This is a genomic window from Micromonospora sp. DT233, assembly GCF_049841815.1.
GTDB lineage: Bacteria > Actinomycetota > Actinomycetes > Mycobacteriales > Micromonosporaceae > Micromonospora.
Genome location: NZ_JBNCLB010000006.1, coordinates 38,296 through 57,901 on the forward strand (window position 1 = coordinate 38,296; position 19,606 = coordinate 57,901).

The following is a 19,606-nucleotide window of genomic DNA, read 5'->3' on the forward strand; positions in this document are numbered from 1 at the left end:
GTGCCGACGGGCGAACCGCTGCGGTCGGCCCCCGTCGGCGGTGCCGAGCTGCGGGAGTTCATGCGCAACTGGGCCACCGGGGTGGCGGTGGTGACCAGCCGGCTGGCGGGGCGGCCGGTGGGCTGCACGGTGAACGCCTTCACCTCGGTCTCGCTGCGCCCGCCGCTGCTGCTGGTCTCGCTGGCCCGCACGAGCCACACGCTGGCCGCGATCACCGCGGAGGACGGCTTCGCGGTCAACCTGCTGCAAAGGCGGCAGCGGGGCCTGGCCGACCGGTTCGCGTCCGGTGCCGCCGAGGACCGCTTCGCCGGGGTGGCGCACCACACGGTCGACGGGCTGCCCCTGATCGACGGGGCGATGGCGGTGGCGGTCTGCGCGGTGACCCAGCTCGTCGCCGCCGCCGACCACGTGCTGGTGCTCGGCTCCCCGTACTGGTGCCAGGCCGGCGACGACGCGGACCCGGCCATCTTCTTCGGCGGCCGGTACCGCGCGGTCGACCCGACGTGAGCCGGCATCGGGCGGCCGGCCAGCCGGCAGCGGACGGTCGTCAGGGCGGGGGGAGCTCGTCCCGGACCCGGGCGGCGTAGCGGCTCAGCGCCGCCCGGTTGGCCTGCCCGGTCTTGCCGAGCAGGCTCGCCACGTGCTTCTCCACGGTGCGCGGCGAGATGAACAGCTCTCCGGCGATCATGCGATTGTCGGGCCAGTCCGCCATGAGCTGGAACACCTCGTACTCCCGCTCGGTGACGCCGACCAGCCGCAGCGGCTGTGGCACCCGGCTCGCGGTGCGCCGCTGCGGCACCACCACGCCGAAGTCGCGCAGCAGGGCCCGGCAGGCGCGGGCCGACGCCGCCACGCCCAGCTCGCGGAAGTGCTCCTCGGCGCCGCGCAGCCACTCGACCGGCTCCCCCCACCGGTCGGCGTGGGCGGCCGGGGCGACGAGCCGCAGGCCGAGGTGGAGCCCGACCGGGTAGGGCTGCGCCCGCCGCACCGCCGCCACCGTGGCCCCGGCCGCCTCCCGCTCGCCCTGCCGGCCGAGCAGCACCGCCCTCGCCAGCTGCACGAACTGCCGGTTCCAGCGCAGCCGCCCGGCCGGCGTCGCACCGACCTCGCAGCACCGCCGCCAGTCGGCCTGGCCGTCGAGCACCGCCAGTAGCAGGCCCAGACCTTCGCGGCCGGTGAGCGGGTACGGCGCGGGCCGCTCCGCGTCGTACGCGGCCGCCCGGTCCAGGTCGCGGCGGGCCCGTGCCGGGTCCTCCTCCAGCAGGGCGCAGACCGCACCGGCCAGGCCGTGCGCGAGCGCGACGACCGGCGGGCCGGCGGAATCGTCGGGGAGGTCGGCCAGCGCCGCGTCGAGCTGCTGCCGCCGCCCCCGGTGGCCGGCGCAGACCGCGCGGACCAGCGCCAGCAGCGGCACGCCGTCGCCCAACCCGAGCCGGTGCGCCTCGGCCGCGCACTCCTCGGCGAGCCGCTCGGCCTCGGCGTACCGGCCGCGCAGCGCGTGGTCCCAGGCGAGCAGGACGTCGACGGTGTGCCGCACGCCCGTGGCCCCCGTGCGCCGGGTGCGTTCGGTGACGCGTACCAGCGCGTCGGTGGTGCCGGCCAGCAGCCAACGCTGCTCGGCGAGGAGCGCCGTCGCCCGGTCGCGCCACAGCGGCAGGTGGTGCCGTTCGGCGAGCCGGTGCATCTTGCCGAAGCAGCACTGGGCCTCGTCGGCGCCCTGCCGCCGGGCCACCGTGCCGCGCGTCTGCCAGCCGAGGCAGGCCACCCCCGGCAGCCCGGCGGCCTCGGCCTTGCGTACGGCGTGCGCGGCGAGCCGGGCCGCGCGTTCCGGCGCGTCCGGGCCGAGGTGGGCGGCGGCGACCGCGTCGACCGCCGCCGTCTGCCGGTCGTGGGCGCCGGGGCCGAGCACCGTACGGGCGGCGTCGAGCTGGGTGCCGGCGTCGGCCCGCCGGCCGGCCAGCAGGGCGAGCCGGGCGAAGAGCACGTGCACCGAGGCCAGCCGCTCGGGTGGGACGGCCGGGTGACAGAGGTCGTCGAGGTGGTCGAGCAGCCGCAGCCCGCGCCCGGCCTCGCCGGTCTCCACCAGCGCGCAGAGCAGCTCGTGCAGCACGTCGGCGCGCAGCGGACTGTCGGCGGTCGCCTGCGACAGCCGCCACGCCCGGTCGAGGGTGTCGGCCGCCGACCGGAGCCGCCCGGCGTTGAGGTCCCGGCGGCCGGCCAGGGCGAGGAGCCGTACGGCGCCCCGGGCGTCGCCCGCGAGCTGGGTGAGGTGGGCGTTGAACCGGCACCACTGGTCGGGCAGGCCCGGATGCAGCTCGTTGACCGCGTCGACCAGCCGGGCGGCGAGCGCGCCCTGGTCGGTGGGGGTGAGCTGGCCGAGCAGCGCGACGGCGGTGGTCATGGTGCGGAAGGCGTACCAGTCGTGGTCGTCGTCGCGTTCGGCGCTGAGCAGGCCGGTGGCGACGGCGGCGCGCAGGTGCCCGAGCAGGTCCTCGCGCGTCATCCGCAGGGCCCGGCCGAGCACCGAGACCGGGAACCGCTCGCCGATCACGGCGGCGGCGGTGAGCAGTTGGCGGCCGGCGGGGCCGAGCCGGTCGGCCTGGTCGGTGATGCTGTGCCGCACGACCGGCGGCAGCTCCGTGCGCACCTCCTCGACGAACAGGCACTCGCCGCCGCCCACCAGCAGGGCACCGCTGTCGCGCATGGCGCGCAGCAGCTCCGTGGCCAGGAACGGGTTGCCGGCGCTGTCGCGGTGCAGCCGGTCCACGACCGGCGTGGGTATCCGCTCCGGGGCCAGGCCCAGCCGGGCCGCCGCCAGCAGGTGCACGCCCCGGCGGCTCAGCGGCTCCAGCCGCAGCACGGTGCCGCTGGAGCGCCGGTCGAGCGCCTGCGCCAGGTCCCACGCCGGCCCCGGCACGGGGCGGAGGGTGGCCAGCAGCAGGGTGCCCTGGCCGGCGAGGTTGTCGGCCAGGTATTCGACCACGGCCAGCGTCACCGCGTCGGTGTCGTGCAGGTCCTCCAGCGCGAGCAGGCAGCCCCGGCCGGCCCCGGTGACCGCGAGCAGCCGCAGCACGGCCTCGCCGAGCAGCACCGGGGACGGCTCGCTCGGCGCCGTCTGCGCCGACCGGTACTCCGGGATGAGATCGCCGAGGACGGGCAGGTAGGGCCGCAGGCTGGCGTGCTCCAGCAGCGGCTCGGTGCGGAACAGCAGGGCCAACGCCTCGGCCAGGGGGCGCAGGGTCACCGCGCGGACGGTGGAGCCCGCCCGCCCGAGCAGCACCTCCATCCCGGCCCGCCGTCCCCGGTGGGTCGCCTCCAGGGTCAGCCGGGACTTGCCCATGCCGTCGCCGCCGACCAGGAAGACCGTGCCGCCCCGGCCCCGCCGGGCCTGCTCCAGCGCCCCCTGCAGGAACTCGGCTTCCTCGTCCCGGCTCACCAGGGCGGGTGGCTGCGCGCGGTCCTCTGCTGCCATCTGCACCTGTCCCCCCGTCCACCGTCGAAGCGCGTACCGCCCGAAGCGGCTCACTCAGGGTCGTACGGAGTGTTTCCGCGTGATCACCCTAGGGAGGAATTAACAAGATTTACAGACCCCCTCCGGGGTCCGCGCTCACGCCCCGGATGTCGACTGCCCGACAGTCGTCCCGAGCACCGACGACCGGCTGCGTGCGCCCGGCCGGCCGGGTGCGTCCGACCGGCTGCGTGCGTTCGGTCGGCCGGGTGCGTCCGACCGGCTGCGTGCGCCCGGCCGGCCGGGTGCGTCCGACCGGCTGCGTGCGTTCGGTCGGCCGCCGGGGCGGCGACGACCGGCTCCCCGGGCTCGGGCGACGCGCTCGGCGGGGCGTCGGCGGGCGGTACGGTGACCGCGTGACGGGCTGGGCGGCGATCGTGCTGGCGGGCGGGGCGGCCCGCCGGATGGGCGGCGTGGACAAGCCGGCCCGCCCGGTCGGTGGCCGGCCGATGCGGGACCGGGTGCTGGCCGCCGTGGCCGACGCCGACGTGCGGATCCTGGTCGGCCCGGCCGGCCCGGTGCCGCCGGGCGTCCGGCTCACCCGGGAGGACCCGCCGGGCGGCGGCCCGGTCGCCGCCACGGCCGCCGGCCTGGCCCTGCTGCCCGCCGGCACCCCGACCGTCGCCCTGCTCGCCGCCGACCTGCCCCTGCTCACCGGGGACGCGGTGCGGGCGCTGCGCGACCGGCTCGACGACCCGACGATGGACGGCGCGTGCCTGGTCGACCCCGACGGCCGGCGGCAGCCGCTGTGCGGGGTGTGGCGCGTCGCGCCGCTGCGGGCGGCCCTCGACCGGCTCGCCGTCGCCCGGGGCGGCACGCTCGACGGCGCGGCCGTGCGGGCGCTCCTCGCCGGCCTGGCCGTATGCGAGGTGTCCTGGTCGGGCGACGGCCCGCCACCGTGGTTCGACTGCGACACTGACGAGGACGTACGCCGGGCGGAGGAGTGGGCGCGATGACGGTGCTGGACGACTGGCTCACGGCGGCCTGCGCGGAGCTGGGCCTCGACCCGGAGCAGGTGCCGGTGCCGGTCGTGCTCGACCTGGCACGCGACGTCGCGCACCAGGTGGTGCGCCCCGGTGCCCCGCTCACCGCGTACCTGCTCGGGTTGGCGGTGGGGCGCGGGGCCGACCCGGCCGTCGCCGCCGGGCGGCTCGGCGCGCTGGCCGGCACCTGGCCCGTCGAGCTGGGGACCGGCCAGGTGGCTGAGCCCGGCGACCGGCCGTCCGCCTGAGCCGACCCCCGTCGGCGGAGATTCACCGGCCGGGCGATCTGGGTAGGGTGACCGTGACGGACGGAGACGATCATGACGGTGCGCCACCCCTCGACACCGGCCGGGCCCCCCACCGGAGAGCCGGCCGGGACCCCGCCCGGCGACACGCCCGAGCAGCACGAGTCGATCCTGCTCGACGAGCCGACGACGGCCGACCTGCGGGGGAAGGTGACCGAGGCATGGCGCGAGTTCGCCCGCGCGCTGGCCGAACGGCTGGCCGAGCTGCCCGCCGGGACGCACGTCGAGCTGACCCTCGACCCCACCGCCTCCGGCACCGGCGACGCCGTCTACTCGATCAGCGTCGACCTCTCGGCCGACGGGCGGCTCTCCGCGCGGGCGGTCGGCAACGCGGCCCTCCCGCAGGGCTACCGGCTGGACCGGGCCGCCGTCGCCGACATGGTGGCGCTCGGCTGGTCGCCGCCCGGCGTGCTCCGGGGCTCCGGCGAGCACTTCGGACTGGAGGGCGACACCGCCGGGGCGTCCCGGCTGGCCGCGCTGCTCGCCCGCACGCTGCGCGACGTCTACGGCGCACCGCACCCGGCGTTCCTGGTCTACCTCGTGCACGACGCGGAGGGCGAGCCGGTGCCGGTGGGGCCGCTGGGCACCGCGCGCAGCGAGTTCGGCCCGGACCAGGACGTCGAGGCCGACCTGGACGAGGCGTTGGCCGCCGCCGCCGAGACCACCGGCGACGTGCTGGAGCTGGCCGACCGGGTCCGCACGGTCGTCTCCACCATGCTCAAGTCCAGCTCGGACCAGTTGCAGGTGGACTCGGACGGGGACATCAACATCCGGGCCGGGTCGGCGATGGTCTTCGTCCGGGTCCGCGACAACCCGCCCCTGGTCGACGTCCTCTCCCCGGTGCTCACCGAGGTCGAGCCGACCGAGCGGCTCTACGTGAAGCTCTCCGAGCTGACCAACCGGATGCCCATCGGGCGGCTCTACTGCACCGACGACACCGTGTGGGCGTCGATCCCGGTCTTCGGCCGCAACTTCCAGGCCACCCACCTGATGCTGGCCGTGCAGGTGATGACGGGCCTCGCCGACGAGCTGGACGACCGGCTGCACGGCGAGTTCGGCGGGAAGCGCTTCTTCGGCGAGGGCGACAAGCCCGGCCGCCGGGACGCTGGCGAGGGGGAGCACCGCACCGGCATGTATCTCTGAGCGGCGGGTCGGCTTTCCGTCACTGCGCGGCGCGGGCCCTCCGAGGGTGGTTCTCGGCTGTCACACTTCGGCAGATGACGATTCCAGACAGTGACGTCCCTCCCACGTCGACGTTCTCCTTCGCCCTTGCCGCCCGTGCCGCCGTGGAGCGGATGGCCCCGGAGGAATTGGGCTTCCTCGACGACGTGCTGGCCTCGTGGGAGCGGGGTGACCTGGCGTACCAGCGGGGTCGCCGGCAGGCCGGCGCCGGCACCGTCGGGTTCGGTGTGGATCTCACGCTGGTGGCGGAGACCGTCCTCGCGGTGCTCACGGCGGCGGCCAGCGACGTGCTCGGTACGGCCGTCGGCGGCGCGTGGCAGCAGCGCCCGCGCTGGTGGCGTCGGGGGCGGGCGGGGCGCGTGCTGCCCTCGGCGCAGGAGCAGTTCGCGCTGAGCGACGGTCAGGCCGACCGGCTCCGGGATGCCTGCCGCCGGCACGGTCGCGCCCTCGGGCTCTCCGCGGAGCAGGCCGACCTGCTCGCCGACGCCGTGTACGGGGCGGTGGAGGGGGCCCGCGGGTGAGCCGACCCGGAGCGCACCTCGGCCGGACGTACGTGTTGCTCTTCGTGCTCCTCGGTGCGATCGGGCTGAACGCCGGCTGGATCGCCGCGCTGTCGTACGGCATCGGCGAGGGCCTCGGCTTCAACGTCTGCACGGCCAACGGGGGCGACTGGTGGCGGGCCAGCGACCTTGCCGCCGCCGATGCTGCGCGCCGGGACGTCGCCGCCTGCATGCGCTCGGTGACCGGGCCGTGGCTGCTGGCCATGCTTGCCGGTGCGGCGATCGCGTACGCGGTGACCGTGTTGCTGGCGGTCGCGGGTGCGGTGCGGGTGCGTCGGCTGGTGCGTGGGGCGGGCCGGGCCGCCGGGCCGGGGGTGGACGTCGCCACCGTTCGCTTCGCCGAGTTGTGTGGGGAGCACGGTGTCGCCGAGCGGCGGCCGGAGCTGTTCGTGTTGCGGGCCGGTGCCCGGTTCACCGAGCCGTTCACCACGGGCGTTCCGGCGGGGCGGCCGATGGTGGTGGTGCCGGCTGCGGCGGTGTCGGCCGGCCTCGACGTGTTCGATCCGATCGTTCGGCACGAGCTGGCGCACGTCCGGGCCCGTGATGGGTTGCTGGCGGCCGGGGCATGGTGGTCCGGGTGGGCCGGGGTCTTGCTGACTGTGGTCGCTGCGGCGCCGTTCCTTGCTTCGGGCCGGGGCAGCGCAGTGGAATACTGGGCCGGGCTGCTCGTCGCCGTGGCGCTCGGCGGGCTCCTGGTGCTGCTGCGGGCGCACGTCCTGCGGCTGCGTGAACTCGCCGCGGATCAGGTAACCGCCCTGTACTCGGCGCGGCCCACCGCCCTCGCCGAGGTGCTGTACGCGGCGCGGGGTGCGGGCCGCCGCCCGCCCGGGCGGCTGAGCGCGCTGTTGTCCGTGCGGCTCGAGCCCGCGGACCGGGTCCGGGCGATGACCACAGGATCGGCCGGCATCGACGGGGGTTTCCTGCCGTCCGCCGTGACCGTGTTCGTGTTCTTCATCGCCGTGCAGCCCGTGAATCAGGCGTTCATGAATTGGGGCGGCTGGGCCGGGCCGCCATTCCAAGTGTTGTACGCGATCGCCGCCGGGCTCGTCGCGGCCATGTTGATGCCCGCCTGGGCGCGTCGGTACGCCGCCCACCCACGGGCGTCCCGGTGGCCGCCGGTGCTCGGCGTCACCGTCGGCGGGGCGGCTGGGTTCTTCCTTCCGGGGCCGGGCCTGCCGGCCAGCCCGGGAACCATGGCGCTGGCCGCCCACTGGGCCATCGGGCCGCTGCTGACCCTCGCGCTCGCCGGCATCGCCGTCCTGCTGGTCGCGCTCGCGCACGGCGTGGACCCGTATCGGCGTCGCTGGCTGCTGGCGGCGACGGTGGCCGGTGCGGGGGTGGCTGCGGTGACCGTGGGGACGGCCATGTTGGCGGCCATCGTCTGGACCGGCAAGCTGCTCGCCGGCGCGTCCGGGACGTTCACCCCGACGTCACTGCGCATGATGGTGCTCTACGGCGAAGCGCTCTGGGACGTCGAGCCCATTGTGGTGTTCGTGGTCGTCGCCGTCCTCGCGGTGGTCGCTGCCCGATCCGCTCCGCGTCCCCGGCCGGCACCGCAGCCGGCCCTGCCACTACTCGCCGCAGTGGCGGTGACGGTCGGCGCGATTGGCTCGGTGGTCACCGCGCTACGCCTGTCCGGGGACGGCGAATCGGGTACGGACCTGCCGTTGCTCTGGCAACGCTGGTGGGTGTCCGCCCTGGCCGGCGTCGTCGTGCTGGTGGTGCTGCTGACCCGGCCGACTGCCGGCCGGACCGCCACCGGGCGGGTGGCCGGGGCGTTGACCGCTGCCGCCGGGGTCACCGTCGTGGGGGCCCTCGGTCAGTTCGCCGTCCGCACCGTCGCCACCGGCTGGGATGCCGACCTCCAGCCGTGGCTGCTGCGTCACTACGTGATAGTGCCGCTGCGCCTGCTGCTGCTCCTCAGCGTCGTGGCGGTCCCGGTGGGTCTCGCCCTCGCCCGGCGGTCGCGGCCAGCGTGGGCGCGGCCGGGGCGGCTGCGCACCCCGTTCGCCGCCGCCGGCACCGCGATCGTCTCCCTGGCCGTCATGCTCGGCTCGGGGGAGATGGTCGTCGGCGGGGCGGCGGACGCGCGGGAGCTGGCGGTCAAGGTGGGGCCCTCGGCGACGCCGGTCGTCATCACGCCCGTGTTGCCCCCGGTGAACGGCGTCCTGACTTTGGCGCAGGCGCGGCAGGCGGTCGACGGGGCCGGTGCCGTGCTCCTCACGTGGCGGGTGGACCCCGCGTCGAGCGAGGACGACGACACGCAGCCATCACCCTGCGCCGCCCAGTCTGTGGCGCAGGCCGCCGTCGAGCCCGACGTCGAAGCCACCACGAACTACTCCTCATCGGCTGAGAGCCATCCGCCGTACGGGGCGGGCATCACGGTGACGGTGGAGTCATACCGCGCGGCACCCGACCCCGAGACCCTGTTCGCCCCGCTTCGGCGGGAGGCCCAGGCATGCGCTTCCTACACCCAGCCGAACTCGAACCCGAATTCGTACGACCACCTGTCCCGGATGCGACTCTTCATCCGGCAGCCCGTGTCCATCGGGCACCCGGCGCTCTCCATCGGCCTGGTCCGGACGGACCGGGTGTCGCCCGAGCTGGCCGCTGTCACCACCGCCCACCTGAGCATCGTGGTCGTCGGCCACCACGTGGTCACCGTGGTGGTGGTCTACGCCCACGTCAACGACCCTCCCGAAGGGAAGCTGACCCCACTGGACGAGACAGCGCGCCAGGCGCTCGTGACGGTGGTGCGGGCCCTCGGAGGTTGATGCCCCGCAGCTCCGACCGCCGGGCCGGCGCCGATCAGGTCGCGGGCAGCCAGGTCGGGGCGGTCAGGTCGGCCGGGTCGTCGGCCCGCAGGCCGCCGGCGGAGACGGTCCAGAGCACGCCGCCGACCAGCAGCGACCGGGTGACCGGCGCGCCGCCCGGGTGGGCGACCGCGCCGAGGGGCGTGAGGGTCGTGCCGCCGACCCGCAGCAGGCGTACGTCTCCGCCGAGCACCGGCAGCGCCAGCAGGCCGGTGCGGGCGTCGTAGAGGAACGCGTGCGGGTCGAACTCGGCCGCCGAGGCGGTGCGGGGGACGTGGTGGCGGGCCAGCCGGGTGGGCCGGGCGGGGTCGGCCACGTCGAAGAGCGAGACCTGCAGGCCCTGCGTCCGGCCCCGGGCGTCCGCCTCCTGGCCGACGCCGAGCAGCCGCCCCTCGCCCGCCGGGTGCAGGTACGCCGAGTACCCGGTGATCTTCAGCTCGCCGGTGACCCGGGGCGCGGCCGGGTCGGTCAGGTCCAGCGCGTAGAGCGGGTCGGTGCGCCGGAACGTCACCACGTACCCGGTGGGGCCGAGGTAGCGCACCGAGTGGATCCGCTCGCCCCGACCCAGCCCGGTGGCGGCACCGACCTGGGCCAGCGTCTCGCCCCGGCGGGCCAGCACGTACACGGCGGACTCGGTGACGGAGCTCGACCCCGGTGGCGGGCTGCTGGTGGTGGCCACCCGCAGGTGCCCCCGCCAGTCCGACAGGGCGTACTGGTTGAGCAACACGCCGGGCACGCTGCCGCTGGCCAGGTAGCGGGGCCGGCCCGCCGCGCCGGTGTCGAACTGGTGGAGCACGGTGCTCACCATTGGCCACACTTCCGAAACGGGTCGGCCGCCCCGCCGAAGCTGCTGCGCCGGCCGCTGTGCCTGCCCGGCGAGGTAGAGGCTGCCGGCGGTGCCGTAGACGGTGTCGGCGTCGCCGACCACGCTCACCGGGTCGCCGTCGCCGAGGCGGCCGCCGGTCAGGTCGAAGCTGAGCACGGTGAGCACGGCCGTGCCGGTGCTGTCGGCGGCCACGCTCAGCCGGTCGCAGTCGACCCGGCCGGCGCCGCTGCGGCGGCCCTCGGTCCAGTCGTACGCCGGTAGCCAGGCGTCCAGGCCGGCGCGGCCGATCGCCGCCCGGTTGGCGGCCGACCGCTGCTCGTCGGTGGCGTCCTCGCCGAGCTCGGGGAGGACCAGCCGGGGTTGCGAGCGGACCACCACCCGGGCCGTCGGGCCGGTGAGCCGCGCGTCGAGCAGGCTCCCGCCGATCCCGTACGTCGCGGTCAGCGTCGGCGGCCCGGTCAGGTCCACCAGGAACAGCCGGGGCCCGGCCGACGTCCCGACGGCCGGGCGGCCTCCGGAGGGGACGGCCCGCGCCGCACCCGGGAGCAGCACCAACGCCCGGTCGCCGTGCAGCAGCAGGTTGCCGCCGTGGCCGACTTCCCGGTCACCGGTGAGGTCCAGTCGGCCGGTGGCCCGCCGGGTCGCCGGGTCCACCACCCGCAGCACGCCCGCGACGACCGTGACGATCCGCCGGCCGTCGGTCTTGACCAGGTCCGGCTCGTCCGCGTCGGGCTCGTGGGTGTTGGTGCCGGTGTGCTCGGCCGGCGCGTCCTGCGCCGTCGCCGCCCGCTCCCCCGCCTTGGGGGCCCACCCCGGCTGGGGTACGCCGCCGACGCCGGTACGCCAGTTGGGCCGCAGGCCCCACGGGCCGACCGTGGCGGAGGCGGCCGCGCGCAGCCGGGTCAGCGCGTCGGCGCAGGTGTCGAAGGAGACCAGCCGGAGCGGGTCCACCGGCTGGTCCGGCTCGCGGTCGGGCCGGGCGGCGACGCTTCCGGCCAGCAGGGTCAGGCCGATGAGCGTGCCGGCCGCGACGGTGAGCTTTCCCCGGGTCATGCCGCTTCGACGTCGACCACCCGGCCCCGGTTCCCGCCGCGGCGACGGCTACGGGAAGGGACCGACCCGGGCGGCCAGGTGGACGCCCGACGCCTCGGCCGTCAGGCGGACGGCCCGACGCCGGGGGACTCGACGAGGCGGGAGAGCACGATGGTGCTCCGGGTGGAGGTGACGAAGGGTTCGGCCCGCAGCCGCTCCAGGGCCTCCTCCAGGTGCCCGATGTCGGCCGCGCGCAGGTGCACCAGCGCGTCGGCCTCGCCGGAGACGGTGTACGCCCCGACGACCTCGGGGTGGCGGCGGGCGGCGACGCCGATCTGGGCCGGGGTGGTCCGGCCGGCGCAGAACAGTTCGACGAACGCCTCGGTCGTCCAGCCCACCGCCGCCGGGTCGACGACGGCCGTGAAGCTGCGGATCACCCCGGTGGCGCGCAGCCGGTCGACGCGGCGCTTGACGGCTGGGGCGGAGAGTGACACCCGGGCGCCGATGTCGGCGTAGGAGGCGCGCGCATCCGCCACGAGCAACGCAATGATTCGCTGGTCCACGGCATCTATCTGCAACGTTCCGCCTTTTTCAAGCAATGATCACGGCTGTTACCAAGGTCATACGGTACCTACTGTTAGTTACCGTGAACCAGCAGCGGGTCTCGCGTAAGCGGACATATCTCCTGTGCTCGCCCGAGCGCTTCGACGTCGAGTACGCGATCAACCCTTGGATGGACGTCAGCACACCCGTCGACAGGGAACTGGCGGTCAAGCAGTGGGACCGCCTGCGGGAGACGCTGGTGGCGCTCGGCCACGAGGTGCACCTGCTCACCCCCGAGCCGGGCCTGCCCGACATGGTCTTCGCCGCCAACGGCGCGTTCACGGTCGACGGGACGGCGTACGGCGCCCGGTTCAAGCACGAGCAGCGGGCCGCCGAGGCAGCCCTGCACCGCGCCTTCTACGAGTCGCGGGGCTGGCGGTTCATCGCCCCCGGCGAGACCAACGAGGGGGAGGGCGACTTCGCGTACCTGCCGGACGCGTACGGCGGGTTGATCCTGGCCGGCCACGGCTTCCGCACCGAGCTGCCCGCGCACGCCGAGGCGCAGGAGGCGCTGGGCCGGCCGGTGGTGTCGCTGCACCTGGTCGACCCGCGCTTCTACCACCTGGACGTGGCGCTGGCCGCGATCGACGACGGCAACGTCGCCTACTACCCGGGGGCCTTCTCGGCGGCCAGCCAGCAGGTCCTGGCGCAGCTCTTCCCCGACGCGATGCTCGCCGACGACGCCGACGCCCTGGCCTTCGGGCTGAACCTGGTCAGCGACGGTGCCAACGTGGTGCTCCACGCCGAGGCGACCCGGCTCGCCGGCAAGCTCAGGGCCGCCGGTTACACCCCGGTGCCGGTCGAGCTGACCGAGCTGCGCAAGGGCGGCGGCTGCGTGAAGTGCTGCGTGGCCGAGCTGCGCCACTGACCCGCCGCGCCCCTGACGCGCCCCTGACGCGTGCGGGGCCACTGGACGCGCCGCGCCCGACGACCGGCAGTGGCCGGTCGGCGCACCGGCGGGCGCGGGCCGGTCTGCCGAGGGGGAAGACCGGCCCGTCGCGCCGACCGGCCGGTCAGCCGAGCGTGGCCAGCTCGTTGACCAGCACGTTGGACAGTGCCCGCCCGTCGCGCTGGACCTTGCGCAGGTACCACTTCTGCTGCGGGGTGCGCGGCTGGTTGAACTGCCACGCCCCGCGCGGGCTGTCGATCTGACCGATCTTGCCCAGCGCCAGGTTGATCTGCTGCGAGTCCGGGTTGGTCCCGGCCAGCCGGATGGCCTTGTCGAGCACCTGCGCCGCGTCGTACGACGCCATGGCGTAGGTGGTGGGTGACGACCCGTGCGCCTTGCGGTACGCGGTGGCGAAGGTGCGGTTCGCGGTGTTGTTCAGGTAGGCGGAGTAGTTCAGCGCCGTCACGATGTTGCGCGCCTCCACCTCCTGCACCTCGCTGAGCACCGTGCCCTCGGTGAGGAAGCCGGGGGCGTAGGTCGGGCCGGTCCACCCCGCCCGGTAGAGCTGCTTGATGAACTGCACGGCCGCCACCCCGCCGAAGTGGCAGAAGATCGCGTCCGGCCGGCGGTGCAGCGCCGCGCGGATGTCCGCCATGTAGGTGCTGCTGCCCGGGGTGTCGGTCGGATCGGCCCAGATCACCGGGTCGGCGATCCGGGGGTCCGCCGCACCGGCCTTGCTGAACCGTTCCTGCAGACCCTGGATCACGTCGCGGGAGCCCGGGGTGTCCGGCGCGACGATGGCGACCCGCCCACCGGCGGGGACCTGCTGCGCCAGGTACGGGCCGAGCGCCCGGCCCGGCTCGTCCAGCACGTACGACGTGCGCCAGATGTAGACGACGCTCTGCAGGCTCTTGGGGGAGGCGTTGGAGCCGATCAGCGGCACCCGGGCCTTCTCCACGGTGTCCCGGATGCCGGCCATGACGGTCGAGTTGACCACCCCGGTCAGCGCCACCGCACCCTGCTTGAGCAGGCTCTCCACCGCCGCCTTGCCGGTCTTGGCGTTGGTGCCCTCGTCGGCGGTCAGCAGCGTCACGGGGTGGTTGCCGAGTTGCTGGTCGTGCAGGTTGAGATAGAGCTGGAAGCCGTTGACGATCTCGTTGCCGATGGCCTTGTAGCCACCGTCGCGCGGCGCGATGAGACCGATCTTGACGGGCTTTCCGGTGGGGGGCGACGCGTTCTCGTCCTCGGAGGCACAGGCGGCGGTCAGGCCGATGGTGCCAAGAGCGGTCATCAGGTGGAGCGCCCGCCTACGGTTCATCTGGGACACAGAGTTCCTTTCGGGAGCTGAGCAGGGCAGATACCACCCCCCTCGGCGTTTTACCGGTCGGGCGACGCTGCGTCAATGGTCAGTGATCAATCCGGAATGAACGCAGCACACGGACCACTTTCGGCCAGGCGGGTCCCGCCGGATCGATGAGCCCGAAATGCTCGCATTCGGGAAGCTCAATCAACCGGATTTCGCTCCCCGTCGCCCGGGCGGCGGCGACATAGGCGCGGCTGAGTGCCACGGGGACCTGCCGGTCCAGGGTGCCGTGCACGACCACCACCGGCACCGGGACCGGAAGTCGGGCCGCCGGGTCCGCGACCGCGTACCGCTCGGGCCACTGCGTCGGGCCGCCGCCGAGCAGGGCCGCCACCGCCCCCGAGTCCAGGTCCAGCCGGTACGCCTCGGCCAGGTCCGCCACCGGGGCCAGCGCCAGCACCCCGGCCACCGTGGCCGGCGCGGACGCGGCGACGTGCAGCGCGAGGTGCCCGCCGGCCGAGTGGCCGACCAGCAGCGGCGGGCCGGGGCGCAGCCGGTCGCCCAGCACCGGGGCGGCCAGGGCGGGCAGCGCGGCGACGCCGGCCAGCACGTCGGTCAGGGTGCCCGGCCAGCCGCCCCCCGGCTGCCCGGTCCGCCGGTACTCCAACTGGGCCACCGGGTGGCCGAGCGCGGCCAGCGCCGCCGCCAGCGGACCGGTGTGGGTGCGGTCGTACTCGGCCCGCCAGAAGCCGCCGTGCACCACCACGACCAGCGGGCGGGGCGGGCCGTGCCCCGCCGGGCGGCGCAGGTCGGCGACCTGGTCGGGGTGCGGGCCGTAGGCGACCGTGGCGTCCGGTGCCGGGGCGGGCCGCTCGAGCACGCTGCGGGGGTCGGCGGACATGCCGGCGACGGTAGCGCGCAGCTCCCCGTCGGCGGCGGCACAGCCGGGAGCCGGCCGGCGACGGGTGGCGCGGAACACCGCCGCCCGGAGGTGGTGCCGGTGACTGTTCCCCACCCGGCTGGGTAAAGATGGAGCACATGACCCAAGCGCACTCCGCTGGACAGAACGACGAGCCGGGCCGCGAGGGCACCGGCCCCTCCGGCACCGTGGTGGTGGTCGGCCCGGACGGCCGACCGGTCGCCACCGTGCCAGCCGACGACTCGGCCGGGGAGGACCCGACCCGCCTGGTCGAACAGCCGGCCAAGGTGATGCGGATCGGCAGCATGATCAAGCAGTTGCTCGAGGAGGTGAAGTCCGCCCCGCTGGACGACGCGAGCCGGCACCGGATGCGCGAGATCCACGAGCGGTCGATCGTCGAACTGAAGGAGGGCCTGGCCCCCGAGCTCCGCGAGGAACTGGAGCGGATCTCGCTGCCCTTCACCGAGGAGAAGGCCCCCAGCGAGAGCGAGCTGCGGGTGGCCCACGCCCAGCTCGTCGGCTGGCTGGAGGGGCTGTTCCACGGCATCCAGGCGGCCCTGGTCGCCCAGCAGATGGCCGCCCGGGTGCAGTTGGAGCAGATGCGCTCCGGCCGTCAGGCGCTGCCCAGCGGCCCCGGCGGGATGGTGCCGGGCATGCCGGGCATCGGCCAGCCCCCCGCTGCCGAGGGCCACAGCACCGGCCAGTACCTCTGACCGTCGCGCGCCGGGCCGGCCCCCGCCCCGCGCCGCACCCCCCCCCCCCCCCACCAGCACCACGGCGACCGCCCCCCCCCCCCCCCCCGCCGCCCCCCCCCCCCCCCCCCCCCCCCGCGACTCACCCCACCCCGAAGACCTGCTCCAGGTACGCGGCCACGCCGTCCGCCGAGTTCGCCGCGGTGACCTCGTCGGCGATCGCCAGGACGGCGGGGTGGGCGTTGGCGACCGCCACCCCCCGGCCCGCCCAGGTCAGCATGGGCACGTCGTTGGGCATGTCGCCGAAGGCCAGCACGTCGCCCTGGTCGATGCCCAGTCGCGCGCAGTACCAGGCCAGGCCGGCCGCCTTGGTCACCCCGGTCGCCGAGATCTCCACCAGCCCCGAGTACGACGAGTGGGTCGCCTCGGCCAGCCCCCGCAGCGCACCGGCGACCACCTCGACGAAGACGTCGGGGTCCTGCTCGACGGCCCGCGCCAGCAGCTTCACCGCCGGCGCGGAGTGCAACTCCTCCGGCGAGGTGATCGCCCGGATCGCCTCGGCGTCGGCGTCCCACCGCAGCGGGTAGTGCGCCTCGTGCCGCATCTCCCGGCTGTCGACGATCTCCACCGCGAAGCTGACCTCGGGCACCTCCGCGCGCAGCCGGCGAGCCACCTCGGCGAGCAGTTCCGGCGCGAGCGGGTCGGCCCGCAGGACCTCGTCGGCCGCCGGGTCGTACACCACCGCGCCGTTGGCGCAGATCGCCGGCAGCGGCTCGGCGAGCTGCTCGTACACCAGGGCGAGCCAGCGGATCGGACGGCCGGTGACGAGCACGACCGGCGTGCCCCGCGCGGAGAGCCGGTCGAGGGCGTCGCGGGTGCGGGGGCTGATCGTGCGGTCGTCGCCGAGCAGCGTGCCGTCGATGTCGGTGGCGACGAGCCGAGGTGTCTCTCCCATCATCGGGAGAGTAGTCGGTCCAGGTAGACCGCCACCCCGTCGTCGTCGTTGCGCAGGGTCACCTCGTCGGCGGCGGCCCGCAGCGTCGGATGGGCGTTGGCCACCGCCACCCGCGACCAGCCGGCCCAGCCGAACATCGTCAGGTCGTTGGGCATGTCACCGAAGACCAGCACGTCGGCCGGGTCCACCCCGAGGCGGTGGGCCACCACGGCGAGCCCGGACGCCTTGTCCACCCCGGGCGCGGTGATCTCGACGAAGCCGAGCCCGGCCTGGGTCAGCGTGGCGACCTGCGGCGGCAGCACCCGGCGGGCGGTGGCCAACAACTCGTCCACGTGGTGGTCGGCGGTCCGGACGAAGGCCTTGACGACGTCGCCCGCGACGCACTCGGCGCGGGTGCGCGCCTCGAACATCTCCGGGTAGGGCCAACTCGGGTGGTAGTCGCCCCAGAGCGGGGACTCGTGCTCGTCGGAGCCTTCGACCATCACGGTGAGCGGGCCGACCACGGCCTCCAGATCGGCCAGCAGCCGGGCCAGCACCGGGCCGGGGAGCCGTTCGTCCCGCAGCACCAGCGGGCCGGCCGGGTCGCTCTGGTCGACCACCCAGCCGCCGCCGGCCATCACCAGGAAGTCGGCGGCGCGGATGTCGTTGCGGGTGAGCTCGGTCAGTCGCGGCCCGCGACCGGTCGCGCCGACCACCGGGATGCCGGCGGCCCGCACCCGGTCGAGCACCTCGTGCGTGTACGCGGAGACGGTCTCGTCGCTGCGGACCAACGTCCCGTCGAGGTCGGTGGCGATCAGTTTGGGCAGCCCTGGGCGGGCCATGGGTCCTCCTTCGCCCGTCGCCGTGGCGTCGTCGGCTTTCGCGTCGTCGGCTTTCGCGTCGTCGGCTTTCGCGTCGTCGGCTTTCGCGTCGGCGGTGCGACGGCCGGCCGGCACAACGGGGCAGCAACCGTACCTCGCCCACCGGGCCGCCGCCGGGGCTTTCCGGGCAACGACGGGCGGCGCAGGGCCACTGCGCCCGCCGGCCGCCGGAGGCGTCCGGGACCCCGGGGCGGGTGTACCGCCCGCGCCGGTGCCGGGCGTCAGACGGGTGGCTCGGGGCGGGCGAAGGGCACGGTGGGCTGCACGGTGAGGTCGGCGGGCGCGGGCAGCTGGTCCCGGTCGTGGTCCGACCGGGCGGCGGCCCGGCGCCGCCCCCAGCGGCCCGCCTCGGGAGCCGCGCCCTGCGGCGCGGTCTCGTCGGCCGCCGCGCCCTGCGGCCCGTCCGCGCCTTGCCCGTCCGCGCCTTGCCCGTCCGCGCCTTGTCCGTCCGCGCCTTGCCCGTCCGCGCCTTGTCCGTCCGCGCCTTGCCCGTCCGCGCCTTGCCCGGCCGGCACCCGGCCGGCCAGGTGCAGCGCCGTCGCCAGCAGCGCGCCGGCCGCGAACGCCATCACCAGCCCTCGGCCGTACTCGACCGTGAACCCCTCCTCGGGGGAGTAGAAGAAGGTGCGCTGGCCGGAGTCGTCGAGCGAGAACGCGGTGGCGACGAGGAAGCCGAGCAGGCCCACCGCCACGGCGAGGCCGGCGGTTCGCGCGTCGCGCCGCACGGCCGGCGTCCCGCGCAGCGCCAGGGCCAGGGTCGCGGCCAACGCCAGCAGCCCCACCAGGTAGCCCACCCCGAGACCGCCGATGTCGGTCACCCCGGCCGGCACCCGCAACGTGCTGCTCCCCTCGGGGCCGCCGTTGGGGACGGTCATCACCATCCACTCGCCGACCAGCGACGCGAACGCCGCCGCCGCGCCGAGCCCGGCCGGCACCAGCGGCAGCCGCCGGTCCCGCGCCAGCCCGCTCAGCGACCGGCCGACCCGCTCGGTGGGCGCCGGGTCGGGCCCGCCCCACTCCACGACGGCGGGGCCGTCGGGCCGGTTGTCCTGCCGGGGGATGGGGAGATCCTGGGACATCGGCCAACCTCTCCGCCGCGGGCCTGGGCCTCCGCCGTTCGCGGGCCTGGACCGAATCATGACACAGGAGACAGCGAGCGATACGCAGGCCGCACACCCCTATTCCCCTCGGAGCGGCACGAACCCGGCCGAATCGGGGGCACTCGCTCGCCCGCCACCCGGCTTTCGGTTAGCGTCGGGGCATGCCTATCCGTACCGCATCCGCACGTTGGCAGGGCGATCTCGCCGAGGGTTCCGGCACGGTCCGCACCGGAAAGGGCGGGCTGGAGGGGAACTACTCCTTCAAGTCGCGCTTCGAGGAGGGCGAGGGGACCAACCCCGAGGAGCTGATCGGGGCCGCCCACGCCGCCTGCTTCTCGATGGCGCTGTCCAAGCAGCTCGCCGACGCCGGCGTCACCGGCACCCGGGTCGAGACCGCCGCGAAGGTGCACTTCGACAAGACCGACGCCGGAATGACCGTGACCCGCATCGACCTGGAGACGGTCGGCCAGGCGCCCGGCCTCGACGAGGTCCAGTTCACCAAGCTGGCCGAGACCGCCAAGGAGAACTGTCCCATCTCGCGGCTGCTCGCCCCGGGCGCCCAGATCAGCCTCACCGCCCGCCTGGCGTCCTGAGCCGCCCCTGAGCCGCCCCTGAGCCGCCGCCGCCCGGCGGGTGCCGATCGTGGCGCCCGCCGGGCGGGGCGGGTCGGGGAGAATGGGGGGCGTGGCCGTGGAGATGAGTCGGGAACGCTTCGAGGAACTGGTCGGCGACGCCCTCGACGAGGTGCCCGAGGAGCTGCTCGGGCTGATGAGCAACGTGGTGATCCTGGTCGAGGACGACCCACCCCCGGGCGACGAGGACCTGCTCGGCCTCTACGAGGGCCACGCGCTCACCGAGCGGGGCTGGGACTACTCCGGCGTCCTGCCGGACCGCATCTTCGTCTACCGCCGGCCGATCCTGCGGATCTGCGACTCCGACGCGGACGTGGTCGACGAGGTGGCGGTGACCGTGGTGCACGAGATCGCCCACCACTTCGGCATCGACGACGAGCGCCTGCACGACCTCGGCTGGGGCTGAGCCCGACCTCCGCCCACGGCCGATACGCCGATTGACCT

18 protein-coding genes are annotated in these 19,606 nt (G+C 75.4%); 10 read left to right on the plus strand and 8 right to left on the minus strand.

Annotated elements, in window-relative coordinates; all coding sequences use genetic code 11:
• A complete protein-coding gene (locus tag ACLQ2V_RS15900; protein ID WP_425719250.1) occupies nt 1-507 on the plus strand; it encodes a flavin reductase family protein in 507 nt (168 codons plus the stop codon).
• Nucleotides 508-547: 40 nt separating this feature from the next.
• On the opposite strand, the gene ACLQ2V_RS15905 is transcribed toward ACLQ2V_RS15900, so the two are convergent.
• The gene (locus ACLQ2V_RS15905) at nt 548-3,472 is read right to left on the minus strand and encodes an AAA family ATPase (protein WP_425719251.1); all 2,925 of its coding nucleotides are present in this window, start codon (nt 3,470-3,472) and stop codon (nt 548-550) included.
• 392 nt (nt 3,473-3,864) lie between these two features.
• On the opposite strand from ACLQ2V_RS15905, the gene mobA reads away from it, so the two are divergent.
• From mobA to ACLQ2V_RS15930, 5 genes are all read left to right on the plus strand, one after another.
• Nucleotides 3,865-4,464, plus strand: a complete 600-nt coding sequence (gene mobA / locus ACLQ2V_RS15910; RefSeq protein ID WP_425719252.1) for a molybdenum cofactor guanylyltransferase — start codon at nt 3,865-3,867, stop codon at nt 4,462-4,464.
• Nucleotides 4,461-4,739, plus strand: a complete 279-nt coding sequence (locus ACLQ2V_RS15915; protein WP_425719253.1) for a DUF6457 domain-containing protein — start codon at nt 4,461-4,463, stop codon at nt 4,737-4,739. Before mobA ends, ACLQ2V_RS15915 begins: the two co-directional genes overlap by 4 nt.
• 72 nt (nt 4,740-4,811) lie before the next feature.
• The gene (locus ACLQ2V_RS15920; protein WP_425719254.1) at nt 4,812-5,939 is read left to right on the plus strand and encodes a T3SS (YopN, CesT) and YbjN peptide-binding chaperone 1; all 1,128 of its coding nucleotides are present in this window, start codon (nt 4,812-4,814) and stop codon (nt 5,937-5,939) included.
• A gap of 74 nt (nt 5,940-6,013) precedes the next feature.
• Complete coding sequence (locus ACLQ2V_RS15925; RefSeq protein ID WP_425719255.1) at nt 6,014-6,499, plus strand: hypothetical protein; 486 nt, start codon at nt 6,014-6,016, stop codon at nt 6,497-6,499.
• Entirely contained in the window at nt 6,496-9,312 is a 2,817-nt protein-coding gene (locus tag ACLQ2V_RS15930) for a hypothetical protein (RefSeq protein ID WP_425719256.1), read from the plus strand. The genes ACLQ2V_RS15925 and ACLQ2V_RS15930 overlap by 4 nt, the downstream gene beginning before the upstream one ends.
• Nucleotides 9,313-9,346: 34 nt before the next feature.
• Here the strand turns inward: ACLQ2V_RS15930 and ACLQ2V_RS15935 are convergent, their stop codons facing one another.
• Nucleotides 9,347-11,230 (minus strand): beta-propeller domain-containing protein, encoded by a 1,884-nt coding sequence (locus tag ACLQ2V_RS15935; RefSeq protein ID WP_425719257.1) that lies wholly within the window; start codon nt 11,228-11,230, stop codon nt 9,347-9,349.
• A 101-nt stretch (nt 11,231-11,331) separates the two neighbouring features.
• Nucleotides 11,332-11,787 carry an Lrp/AsnC family transcriptional regulator gene (locus ACLQ2V_RS15940; RefSeq protein WP_425719258.1) on the minus strand — a complete coding sequence of 152 codons (456 nt, stop codon included), beginning with the start codon at nt 11,785-11,787 and terminating at the stop codon, nt 11,332-11,334.
• Between the two features lie 20 nt (nt 11,788-11,807).
• On the opposite strand from ACLQ2V_RS15940, the gene ddaH reads away from it, so the two are divergent.
• Nucleotides 11,808-12,680 (plus strand): dimethylargininase, encoded by an 873-nt coding sequence (gene ddaH / locus ACLQ2V_RS15945; protein ID WP_425719259.1) that lies wholly within the window; start codon nt 11,808-11,810, stop codon nt 12,678-12,680.
• Between the two features lie 145 nt (nt 12,681-12,825).
• On the opposite strand, the gene ACLQ2V_RS15950 is transcribed toward ddaH, so the two are convergent.
• Complete coding sequence (locus ACLQ2V_RS15950; protein ID WP_425719260.1) at nt 12,826-14,028, minus strand: ABC transporter substrate-binding protein; 1,203 nt, start codon at nt 14,026-14,028, stop codon at nt 12,826-12,828.
• A gap of 79 nt (nt 14,029-14,107) precedes the next feature.
• Nucleotides 14,108-14,905, minus strand: a complete 798-nt coding sequence (locus ACLQ2V_RS15955; protein ID WP_425719261.1) for an alpha/beta hydrolase family protein — start codon at nt 14,903-14,905, stop codon at nt 14,108-14,110.
• Between the two features lie 128 nt (nt 14,906-15,033).
• On the opposite strand from ACLQ2V_RS15955, the gene ACLQ2V_RS15960 reads away from it, so the two are divergent.
• Nucleotides 15,034-15,636 carry a bacterial proteasome activator family protein gene (locus ACLQ2V_RS15960; RefSeq protein WP_425719262.1) on the plus strand — a complete coding sequence of 201 codons (603 nt, stop codon included), beginning with the start codon at nt 15,034-15,036 and terminating at the stop codon, nt 15,634-15,636.
• Nucleotides 15,637-15,757: 121 nt separating this feature from the next.
• Here the strand turns inward: ACLQ2V_RS15960 and ACLQ2V_RS15965 are convergent, their stop codons facing one another.
• The 3 genes from ACLQ2V_RS15965 to ACLQ2V_RS15975 form a co-directional block, all read right to left on the minus strand.
• A complete protein-coding gene (locus ACLQ2V_RS15965) occupies nt 15,758-16,570 on the minus strand; it encodes an HAD family hydrolase (RefSeq protein WP_425719263.1) in 813 nt (270 codons plus the stop codon).
• A complete protein-coding gene (locus ACLQ2V_RS15970; protein ID WP_425719264.1) occupies nt 16,570-17,391 on the minus strand; it encodes an HAD family hydrolase in 822 nt (273 codons plus the stop codon). Before ACLQ2V_RS15970 ends, ACLQ2V_RS15965 begins: the two co-directional genes overlap by 1 nt.
• 260 nt (nt 17,392-17,651) lie before the next feature.
• Nucleotides 17,652-18,509, minus strand: a complete 858-nt coding sequence (locus ACLQ2V_RS15975) for a hypothetical protein (protein WP_425719265.1) — start codon at nt 18,507-18,509, stop codon at nt 17,652-17,654.
• 182 nt (nt 18,510-18,691) lie between these two features.
• Here ACLQ2V_RS15975 and ACLQ2V_RS15980 point away from each other — a divergent pair, with 182 nt between their 5' ends.
• A complete protein-coding gene (locus ACLQ2V_RS15980; RefSeq protein ID WP_425719266.1) occupies nt 18,692-19,123 on the plus strand; it encodes an OsmC family protein in 432 nt (143 codons plus the stop codon).
• Between the two features lie 97 nt (nt 19,124-19,220).
• Entirely contained in the window at nt 19,221-19,568 is a 348-nt protein-coding gene (locus ACLQ2V_RS15985; RefSeq protein WP_425719465.1) for a metallopeptidase family protein, read from the plus strand.
• The last annotated feature ends 38 nt before the right edge of the window (nt 19,569-19,606 follow it).